This window comes from Dielma fastidiosa (genome assembly GCF_000313565.1).
Classification (GTDB): Bacteria; Bacillota_I; Bacilli_A; order Erysipelotrichales; family Erysipelotrichaceae; genus Dielma; species Dielma fastidiosa.
The window spans coordinates 400,093-410,413 of record NZ_HE578926.1; the positions used below are offsets into that span (position 1 = coordinate 400,093).

A 10,321-nucleotide genomic window follows, 5' to 3' on the forward strand; every position below is an offset into this window, starting at 1 on the left:
GATCAGATATCCTCCTCTTCGTCATCGATGTCTTGTGATGGTGCTTTCACACGAATCAGCTGAGCACATTTGATTTGATAATTCATATAGGCAAACATAGCGGCAATAATTGTAGCAACAACTAAGTTAATATTTAACGCGGCTGCCAATGCGAAGCCTACGAAGAAAGGAATGAAGTCAACACCCTTAAGAATGATTTGTTTCAGCAGGATTGCAATACCGACACAAGGCAGTAATGAACCTACGGTAAAGATTGTTTTCATTGCCAGGCCATCCATCGGCAGAACGGCTTTAATGGTATCGACCATGCCGGCACCTGCCAAACAGATAATGAAGGTTGGTAAAAAGGAACAGACAATATGGGAGATCCAAGGCAATCCCATGTCAACCAGATATAATTTCTTAAATTCTCCTTTTTCAATCGCTTCCCAGCCGATATGCTGCCAGATTAAATTCATTGTTGCGGTTCCATAAAATAAGACCGTACCTAACGTACCAACCATGGCGCCGAAGGAAGTCGCAAGTCCATTGCCATCAGCACTGGCGGCATCCAAGCCATAGGATTTAAGGGCCAGCATGGCTAGTGGAATACCAATATAACTAACTGCGCGCACATCTGCCGATACGGTGCCGCCCGGAGTTACCAGGGCGATATATAATAACTGCATTGCCGCGCCGACCAATATACCGGTGCGCACATCCCCTAAAATAATACCAACAACTAAACCTGCTACCAGCGGACGGCCTAAGGTATAATTACCGATGGCTGAACCACCCATGCCGGGCATACTTGCTAAACAAGCGAATAAGCCAAGTAAGCCTGCCTGAAAAACATTGATTGTCATATTCTATTCCTCCTTTTTTTAATAACCAAATTGATTTTTAAACTTAGACCAATTACCGATGCTTTCATCAGGAATCAGACGGAATTCAACATCATAGCCAGCCTTACTGATTGCTTCCAAAGCGTCAGCTTCAGCCTGTGTAATGGATTGATTGTTACCTAGCTTAATAGCATTGGGACGATCGTTGCAGGGCCCGATGATGACTTTCTTCACATTGCATTTTAAGTTTAGATCGACTAATATCTTTTTCATATCCAATGGATTTTTAGTAATTAGGAAATAGTTTGTATCGGAATCCAACACCTTCTGATACTTCTTTTCCCAATCTTCCATCGTCCAGATAAAGGTTTTCTTCCCGCTTGCGCTCTTGTAAGCAGCTTTTAATACACTGTTGTTAGCAGCATCATCATTGACGGCAACAATTCCCTCACATGGATATTCCAAAGCCCACCGCGTGCATGTCTGACCATGAATCATACGATCATCGACACGAATAAAACTAATTGACATATTATTTCCTCCCTTTAAATTTCATCGTCATCATCTGATGACAGTTTTACTTCATTCACAGCCTGCATGCCCTCTCTCAAGGCCGCAGCTTTGCAATCTTCAAGACTTCCCTCTTTCATCAGCACCGCGTTAAGCGCCATCGCCAGATTAAGACCGCCAAGAATTACTGAGCGTTTCAGCAGATTATGCTCACTGAAACAATTCATCAGTGTGGTCAGCGGTGAACCGCCGATCATATCGCCTAATACAATAAACTGATCATTTTCATTAAAGCCTTCACAGCATTCATTGATACGGCTGGCAAGTGCTGCCACATCTTCCCCTGCTCTTAAGCCAATACTGAGTACATCCTCACGTTCACCGACAAACATTTTCAGTGTATCGTGAAGACCTTCGGCAAACTTTCCATGCGTTATGAGTATCACGTAATTCATTTTATTGCCCTCCGTTGTTTACGCTTTCATTTTAAGCAAAAGGCTGATTTTACACACCTGTATTTTGTCAGCATTTATTCATGAAGTTTTACAATGCTGAAATTACATTTGTCATAATTTTCATATATAGGAAATAAATGTTCACAAATCTGCGGCAAATGCACAAAAAAAATCCCAACCAGAGTCAGGATTTCTAAATTGATGAATTTATAGTAATGTTTCAGGATCGGTATAAGCCATACCGAGTGCTTCGCTGACACCGCGGTAAGTAATATGACCCTGATAAGTATTAAGCCCTAACAGGAAGCCAGGATCTGCTTTTAATGCGGCAGTTCCGTGATCTGCCAGCTTCATCAGATAAGGCAGTGTCGCGTTGGATAATGCCATTGTGGAAGTACGCGGTACAGCTCCCGGCATATTCGCAACTGAATAATGCAGAACACCATAGCGTTCAAAGGTAGGCTGATCATGAGTGGTAATATGATCACTGGTTTCAATACAGCCGCCCTGATCAATGGCCACATCAACAATGGCGCTGCCTGGCTTCATTGTCTGCACCATATCCTTAGTAACGATCTTAGGTGCTTTGGCACCTGGTACTAAGACCGCGCCGATGACCAAATCAGCGGTTTTTAATGCCCGTCTGAGATTGTATTCATTATTATAAGCCGTATGAATCGTACCGCCGGAAATATCGTCGATATATCCCATCCGTTCAGCATTGATATCAAAGACTGTAACGATGGCGCCTAAACCGCAGGCAATCTTCGCCGCGTTTAAACCCACCGTACCGCCGCCGATGATAACGACCTCGGCTGGGAATACACCGGGAACACCGCCCAAAAGCAAACCGCGGCCATTGTTATTTTTCTGAAGCATAGTAGCCCCAACCTGTACCGCCATCCGTCCGGCAACTTCACTCATCGGCGTTAACAGCGGCAGTCCGCCTTTACGATCACGCACCGTTTCATAAGCGATGGCTGTTGTTTTTGAATCAATCAGGGCTTTGGCGAATTCAGGATCATTGGCAATATGCAGGTAGGTAAATACCATTTGATCCTCACGCAGATATTGATATTCTGATGGTAAATATTCTTTAACCTTCACAATCAGCTCCGCTCTTTTAAAGACTTCCTTTACATCCGCAATTTCAGCTCCTGCTTCTTGATATTCCTCATTGCTAAAACCGCTGCCAATTCCGGCATTCGCTTCAACGATCACCTTATGTCCGGCTTTGCATAACGCAAATACACCAGCGGGTGTACATGATACACGGTTTTCATTATTTTTGATTTCCTTTGGAATTCCAATAATCATCTTCTTCACGCTCCTTTTATAAAACGTATTATAGCACTATCCGCTCTTCGCTGAAAGTTTTTATATAAAGAAAAAGACCGGCAGGCACCGATCTTTAACGCTTAGAATAATAAATTTCTTGGTGTTCTTGGGAACGGTTCAACATCTCTGATGTTTTGAATACCCGTCAGATACATTAAGAAACGGTCAAAGCCAAGGCCAAAACCGGCATGCTTGCAGCCGCCGTAACGGCGCAGATCCATGTACCACTGCAGGTTATCCTTTTTCATTCCTAATTCATCCATGCGATGATCAAGCACATCATAACGCTCTTCACGCTGTGATCCGCCGACTAATTCACCAACACCCGGCACTAATAAATCACAAGCGGCAACTGTCTTGTTATCATCGTTCACACGCATATAGAAAGCCTTGATCTCCTTAGGATAATCCGTCAGGAAGACTGGCCCTTTCACTACCTGTTCACAGATATAACGCTCATGCTCAGAATTCAGATCCATGCCCCAGAATACTTTATTCTCAAATTTCACATCCGCTTTTTCAAGAATTTCAATTGCTTCAGTGTACGGCATACGCTTAAACTCTGAATCACGGACATGGGTAATTCGCTTAATGCAGTCCTGATCGATCATCTTCTCAAAGAACTTCATTTCTTCTAGTGCATTCTCAAGCACATAGTTGATACAGAACTTAACCATATCTTCAATCAGATCCATGTTATCATCAAGATCAGCAAAAGCAATTTCCGGTTCGATCATCCAGAACTCTGATGCATGGCGTGACGTATTTGAATTTTCAGCACGGAATGCCGGGCCAAATGTATATACATCACGGAAAGCCATCGCAAATGCCTCTACATGCAGCTGACCAGTAACCGTTAAGAAAGCTTCCTTGCCAAAGAAATCCTTTTCATAGTCCGCATCCTTGCGTGTTGTCGCGGTAAACATTTCACCGGCACCCTCACCGTCATTACCGGTAAGAATTGGGGTATGTACGTAGACAAAGCCCTGATCCTGGAAGAATTCGTGGATTGCCATCGATAAAACTGAACGCAGACGGAATACCGCATAGAACGTATTCGCTCTTGGTCTTAAATGCGCAATCTCACGCATATACTCAAAGCTGTGACGCTTCTTTTGCAGCGGATAGGAAGGATCGCAGGCGCCTTCTAATACCGCTTCTGTCACAACAATCTCAAATGGCTGCTTCGCATCGGGGGTCAGCTTAAACTGTCCGGTCACCGTAATTGCGCTGCCTGTTGAAAATTTAGCAATTTCATCACGGTTCTTAATCAGATCACCGTAAACCAACTGGGCGTTGCGGAAATAAGTTCCGTCATTTAATTCAATAAAGCCTACTTTACCATTATCACGATTGGTTCTTACCCAACCCTGCAGCTGAACATACTCAAGGGAATCAATTTCCACATGATTGTTGGAGAATACCATTTCGTATAATTCTCTAATGGTCATAAATTCAAACATATCTTTGTCCTCCTGGATTTGTTTAAAAAATAAAAAAACGTCCCTATACAGGAACGTAATTTACGCGGTGCCATCCTGATTCACGGGACTCAGCCCATGCATCTTTTATGAGATAACGCTCTCCTTAGCGAAACCGTCTACTGTTAGTTCTCCGGTTCAGCTCCATGAGTGTTCAGTCACTGACTTTCCTTCTCTGCCTTTCACCAATACGCAGAGTCGCTGACAAGTGCCGTCAGGCTGTCTCATTTCATCGCCATTAATCTTTTAATGAATTGGTTTCAAAAACCAGCTCTTGTATAGATGATACTACATCTACGGTCTTAATTGCAACCCCTTTTGGCACTTGAAAGTGCTCATGAGTAAAATCAACGATACCGACGATGCCGGCAGCTACCATGCGGTCAACCGTTTGCTGGATATCAACATTAGCGGTTAGGATTGCGATACGGCAGCCCTGAGGAATTTTTTCTTCCAGATCTTTTAAGTCGTAAACCGGGATTCCGAAACGAACTCCCTGGCGGTCTGGTGAGATATCAAATGCACATGTGATTTCACCAACCACATGATTCCACTTATTATATTTCATCAAGGCACGTCCCATGTTTCCGGCTCCGACTAAAATGATTTTCTCATCGAAGTCAAGACCCAGCTGCTGATTAAAGATTTCAATCAGCTTGTTGACGTCATAACCATAACCCTGCTTGCCAAGATTGCCTAGGAAAGAGAAGTCACGGCGGATCGTTGTCGGCTCAATGCTGACAACATTAGATAATTCTTTAGACATAATCCGTTCAACACCGGAATTTGCTAGTTTTCGCAGTGCTTTTAGATAAACTGGGTAACGCTGCAACGTTGCCTTTGGTACATTTTTATTTGCCATTTTTCATCACCGACCTTATTATAGCACACTTTTTTTGATTGTGAAATATGTGTTTTTTTAAACTACTTATAATTCAAATGCAGGATCAGCCGTACATGACGCATCGCCGCGCACACCATGCTCATAAGCGATCGTTCCAGCTACGCCAATCATCGCCGCATTATCGGTACAGCATGACAACGGCGGGATAATACATTCAATCTGCGGGAATTTTTCACTGACCAATTCACTGATGCGCTGACGCAGACAGCTATTCGCCGCGACACCGCCTGCAAGGACGATCATTTTAGGCTGCATCTGCTTCATTGCCTTTTCAGCTCTTTCTAAAAGACAGGCGATTGCTGTTTCCTGAAAGCTGCAGGCAAGATCAGCAGGTTCAAATGTTTCATTGTTGCGCTCACAGCGTTTAATGAACTGCAGAACCCCGGATTTTAATCCGCTGAAGCTGAAATCCAATTCCTTTTCCGGATGCGGCTTAGGCAGCTTATAAATATTCTTTCCCTCTTTTGATAATTTATCAATATAAACACCGCCTGGATATGGCAGACCAAGGATACGTCCTACTTTATCAAAGGCTTCGCCAATCGCATCATCCTGCGTTGTACCGATGACCTCAAAGCTCCACTCATCCTTCATATAAACTAATTCTGTATGACCGCCGGATACAACAAGCGCCATTAATGGAAATTTCAGATCAGCAATCAAACGATTGGCATAAATATGACCGGCAATATGATGCACCGGCACCAGCGGCTTATTGAAAGCCCACGCTAACGTTTTTGCTGCCTGCACCCCGACATGTAAAGAACCAATCAATCCCGGCCCCTGCGTTACCGCAATAGCATCCATTTCTTCGATGCCTAAACCCGCTTTTTCCATACACTCCGCAATCACCATTGAGATATTTTCCACATGAATTCTTGACGCTACTTCAGGTATTACACCGCCGAACTTCTTATGTACATCAATCTGGGTTGCGACTACATTGGATAATATTTTTTTGCCGTCTTCAATAACGGCTGCCGCTGTTTCATCACAGCTTGATTCAATCGCTAATATCTTCGTCATCTACATTTCCTCCCTTCATATCTTCTATACGCTTGCGTTCCGCTTTAATTTCATCTTGTAATTCATTCACGGTCGGCAAGGTAAACAAATATTTTGAAGCAAATACTTGCTTCGCATCATTTAATACCGAATACTTTGCAATGGCTTCATTCTTCTGAGAACACAAAATGATACCAATTGTCGGATTGTCATCCTCGTTCTTATAGATGGCATCATACATACGAATGTAGCTATCCATCTGTCCAACATCACCATGAGTTAGTTTTCCGATTTTTAAATCAATCAATACATGGCATTTTAAAATACTATGATAGAATACCAAGTCCAGATAAAAATCTTCATCTTCATAGCGCATCAATTTTTGACGTGCCACAAAGCAAAATCCACGGCCTAGATCTAGAAGAAATTCTTGTAACTTATCGATTAACGCCTGTTCTAAATCAGATTCACGAAGCGCTGGGTAATTTTTCAAATCCAGAAAATCCAATACATACGGATCTTTTATATAGTCATCCGTTTCTAAAGGTTTCAAAAGTTCGATTGCTTCTTCTTTTACTGGTGTTTTATCCTTACTTGAAAGCAGTCTTTCATAATAAAGCGTAGATATCTGTCTGTCCAGCTGTCTGCTAGACCATGCAGATGCGGCAGACTCATTCATATACCAAGCTCTCGCATCATCGTTTTCTACTTTCAGTAAAAGACGGTAATGTGTCCAGGTCAATTCCGAACGCAGTGCGTTCGCATTTGGATAAAGGTAATAAAATTTCTTCATTTGCTGAAGTGTTCTTATTGAAAAACCTTTACCAAACTCTTTCGTTAATCGTTCTGATAATTCATCAAGCAAAAATTTTCCATACTCAGCACGTACTTTTCCCTGCTGCTCATACTCAACGATGATACGGCCAATATTCCAGTACGCTTTTACCATCGCAAAGTTCACGGCTTTATAAGCCTGATTTCGAGAAGCAAGCAAGGCATTTCTAATTTCAGAATAAAGTTCCTGATAGCTTGTCAATCCACCCATGCCGTTTGTCCTCCCAAAGGCTTGATCATTAAATAAGCATCTTCACCGTCAGCATAATAGCCTTTGCGGATATTCACATTGATAAAACCATATTTTTCATATAATTTAATTGCCGGGGTATTGCTGATACGCACTTCCAAAGAAAGCGTTGAACAGCCGGCCGCATCAGCATCCTGTACAATCTTATCCATCATCAGTGAGCCGATTCCCTGTCCTTGATGTGACTTACGGACTGCAATCGTAGCGATTTGTGCATCATCAAAGATAAGATAAGACACTGCCGCACCGACAATTTGTTCTCCATCCACCGCGACAAAGGCTGTGGAAAATTCATTCTCACTGATTTCGTATTCATAAGCTGTACGCGGCCAATGATCACTGAATGCCTCATTCTCGATTTCTAAGACGGCATCAAGATCATCAAGCTTCATTTCTCGTAAAATCATTGCTTAACCAGTTCTTCCTGACTTTTAAGATAATGCGGAACTAAAAGATGCACATGTTCAATTTTCTTCCAATAAGGCTTAACATCCATCATATTCTTCACAAAATCTATTTCTTCATATTCATGTCCTAATAATTCTATATCACCGACAATCAGCTCATGCTCAGCATCGATTTTTATCTCATCCAGCGTCTTGATACATTCACTGATCAGCTGACCTTTTTCACAGATTCCCACATAGGCACGATTGCTTCTGGCATCAAGAATGACTTCACAGCGATCCTGACTGCCGGCAACCATTTGAAATGTTGAAATGGTATACAAAGGCTTTTGCTTAGTGGTGCATAAGACTTTAGCTATCGTCATCGCGATACGCTCACCCGTGTAGCTTCCCGGGCCCTCAGTTATCACGATCTCATCTAAGTCATCCGCACACCAGCCTGCCTGTTCCATGCATGCCATCAATGCCGGAAAGAATTTTTCAGACTGCTGTTTCCATGCTCTTTCCGATGCTTTCGCAATTAGCTTTTCATCTTCAAATAAACCGATCACAAGGAATTTGTGCGCGGTATCCATACATAATGTTTTCATATCAGTTTCTCCACGATCTCTTCATACTTACTGCCAAGCGCAGTACAGATAAATTCACGATTTTCATCACTGCCGTTATGGATTGTTATCTCAAGCCGCTGGTCGGGCAGCTGATTTGCCATATAATCAGGCCACTCAATCACACATACCCCGTCACCTTCGATAAATTCTTCAAAGCCAAGATCCTGCTCTATGCCTTCAAGACGGTAAGCATCAATATGATAGAGCGGAAATTTGCCATGATAAATTTTTAAGATGGTAAAAGTCGGTGAATTGATGGTTTTATTTACGCCGATGGCTTTACCAATCGACTTTGTCAGCGTTGTTTTGCCAGCGCCCAGATCACCGCTGAGGGTGATGCACATCCCTTCATTCAAAAGGCTTCCAAGCTTTAAACCAAAGGCTTCGGTTTCTTGCTTGGAATGAATTTCTATCGTTTTCTTCACCATGTTTTATGCCTTCACTTTCATTTTCTTTCTTAATTTATAAGCCATTTCACTTGCTTTATAGAGACTTTTGTTTACAGGCAGATCAAATTCACCGATGGTTTCATCAATCGTAGGATTAAAATTGGCTTTAAATTTTGTTAATCCATCATCTAAAGTGCCTTCAACACCACCCATATTACACCAATGGCAGCCATTTTCAAAGGCCCAATTCATTTGTTTTACATAAATACTGTATTGCGGCATAAATTTTTTAAAGCGTTCATCCATACCGGCATAAAGCATTTCCATGGTTGGACCGTATTTCACTGATAAGCAGCCGGCAATCACCATTTCACTTTGACCCTCAACAGCGGCAGCTATTTCAGTATATTCACTGAGATCCTTACGCAGGCTGGATAACTGTTCCTCAAGCCGGCGGCGTTTTTTGACTTGGTTTTCCGGTAAGTCATTATATTCCTGAGTCATTGTCTCAAGAGATGTTTGGGTTGTATCCACAAGCTGTTTCACGTTCACCTTAGCCAGCAGGATTTTAGCATCATCACCATAGGCATTCATCAGCTTTTGAAAATATTCCTCATTACGCAAAGCGATTTTCTTACGATTCTCAGTTTTCGCAACGACCTGCGCGAATTCCTTTACCAGTTCGCTGCCGCCCATGATTAACTGAACATGACGTTTAAGCGCGTCCTTCATCAGCCGTTTCGTATGTCTAGGCAAATTTTCTTCGAAATTTTCTACTGCATAGACATTGGCTTGATAACGCGGCTGAATGGTACTCATAATATCTTTTGTAAAGCCTTGATGAATCGCTCCGCAGGCTCTTAAGCTGTTCATTACCTGTTTGCATTCATCATTTATTGATTCATTAGCTTCTTCGATACGATATTGGTTCTTTAGAATATATGGATCGATTTTGATATAGAGGCAGTGATGCTTTTTACCTAATTTTTTTAGTTCTTTCAGCATAAAAGCGGTTAATGCCTGATCCTTATAATCCATAATCGGACCTCTTGGGATATAGAATAAAGTAAAGCCTAACGGCAGTCTTTTGATTAATACCATTGCTGTCGCAGCTAAGAAGCCATCTTTTTTGACACCGGTATAACAATGATCCCAATTTGATTTTATATCTGCCCAGGAGGATGATTGAAGCAGATTGCAAAGCGGATGAGCTTTGACAAATTCATCATTTTCTTCACGGCTTAATTGATCTGTAAATTCTAACATATGATTACCTCCACAGTTTAGATATTATACCACAAATGCCAATGGAT

At 42.2% G+C, this 10,321-nt stretch carries 12 protein-coding genes; all 12 read right to left on the reverse strand.

Translation table 11 applies throughout. From position 1 onward, the window contains the following. Window positions 1-2 precede the first annotated feature (2 nt). Complete coding sequence (locus DAHG_RS09785; protein WP_022938169.1) at window positions 3-845, reverse strand: PTS mannose/fructose/sorbose/N-acetylgalactosamine transporter subunit IIC; 843 nt, start codon at window positions 843-845, stop codon at window positions 3-5. A gap of 18 nt (window positions 846-863) precedes the next feature. Beyond that, window positions 864-1,355, reverse strand: a complete 492-nt coding sequence (locus DAHG_RS09790) for a PTS system mannose/fructose/N-acetylgalactosamine-transporter subunit IIB (protein WP_022938170.1) — start codon at window positions 1,353-1,355, stop codon at window positions 864-866. Window positions 1,356-1,369: 14 nt separating this feature from the next. Beyond that, window positions 1,370-1,789, reverse strand: a complete 420-nt coding sequence (locus DAHG_RS09795; RefSeq protein WP_022938171.1) for a PTS sugar transporter subunit IIA — start codon at window positions 1,787-1,789, stop codon at window positions 1,370-1,372. A gap of 207 nt (window positions 1,790-1,996) precedes the next feature. Next, entirely contained in the window at window positions 1,997-3,106 is a 1,110-nt protein-coding gene (gene ald, locus DAHG_RS09800) for an alanine dehydrogenase (RefSeq protein ID WP_022938172.1), read from the reverse strand. Window positions 3,107-3,207: 101 nt separating this feature from the next. Next, window positions 3,208-4,590, reverse strand: a complete 1,383-nt coding sequence (gene asnS, locus DAHG_RS09805; RefSeq protein WP_022938173.1) for an asparagine--tRNA ligase — start codon at window positions 4,588-4,590, stop codon at window positions 3,208-3,210. A 256-nt stretch (window positions 4,591-4,846) separates the two neighbouring features. Beyond that, entirely contained in the window at window positions 4,847-5,470 is a 624-nt protein-coding gene (locus DAHG_RS09810; RefSeq protein ID WP_022938174.1) for a redox-sensing transcriptional repressor Rex, read from the reverse strand. A 66-nt stretch (window positions 5,471-5,536) separates the two neighbouring features. Next, entirely contained in the window at window positions 5,537-6,538 is a 1,002-nt protein-coding gene (tsaD, locus tag DAHG_RS09815; RefSeq protein ID WP_022938175.1) for a tRNA (adenosine(37)-N6)-threonylcarbamoyltransferase complex transferase subunit TsaD, read from the reverse strand. Further along, entirely contained in the window at window positions 6,516-7,562 is a 1,047-nt protein-coding gene (locus DAHG_RS09820) for a PDDEXK nuclease domain-containing protein (protein WP_022938176.1), read from the reverse strand. The genes tsaD and DAHG_RS09820 overlap by 23 nt, the downstream gene beginning before the upstream one ends. After that, on the reverse strand, window positions 7,550-8,008 hold the full coding sequence (gene rimI / locus DAHG_RS09825) for a ribosomal protein S18-alanine N-acetyltransferase (protein ID WP_022938177.1): 459 nt from the start codon (window positions 8,006-8,008) through the stop codon (window positions 7,550-7,552). Before rimI ends, DAHG_RS09820 begins: the two co-directional genes overlap by 13 nt. Beyond that, window positions 8,005-8,598, reverse strand: a complete 594-nt coding sequence (tsaB, locus tag DAHG_RS09830) for a tRNA (adenosine(37)-N6)-threonylcarbamoyltransferase complex dimerization subunit type 1 TsaB (RefSeq protein ID WP_022938178.1) — start codon at window positions 8,596-8,598, stop codon at window positions 8,005-8,007. The genes rimI and tsaB overlap by 4 nt, the downstream gene beginning before the upstream one ends. Continuing rightward, complete coding sequence (gene tsaE / locus DAHG_RS09835; RefSeq protein ID WP_022938179.1) at window positions 8,595-9,047, reverse strand: tRNA (adenosine(37)-N6)-threonylcarbamoyltransferase complex ATPase subunit type 1 TsaE; 453 nt, start codon at window positions 9,045-9,047, stop codon at window positions 8,595-8,597. Before tsaE ends, tsaB begins: the two co-directional genes overlap by 4 nt. A 3-nt stretch (window positions 9,048-9,050) precedes the next feature. After that, window positions 9,051-10,274 carry a peptidoglycan bridge formation glycyltransferase FemA/FemB family protein gene (locus DAHG_RS09840; protein WP_022938180.1) on the reverse strand — a complete coding sequence of 408 codons (1,224 nt, stop codon included), beginning with the start codon at window positions 10,272-10,274 and terminating at the stop codon, window positions 9,051-9,053. Between the last annotated feature and the right edge of the window lie 47 nt (window positions 10,275-10,321).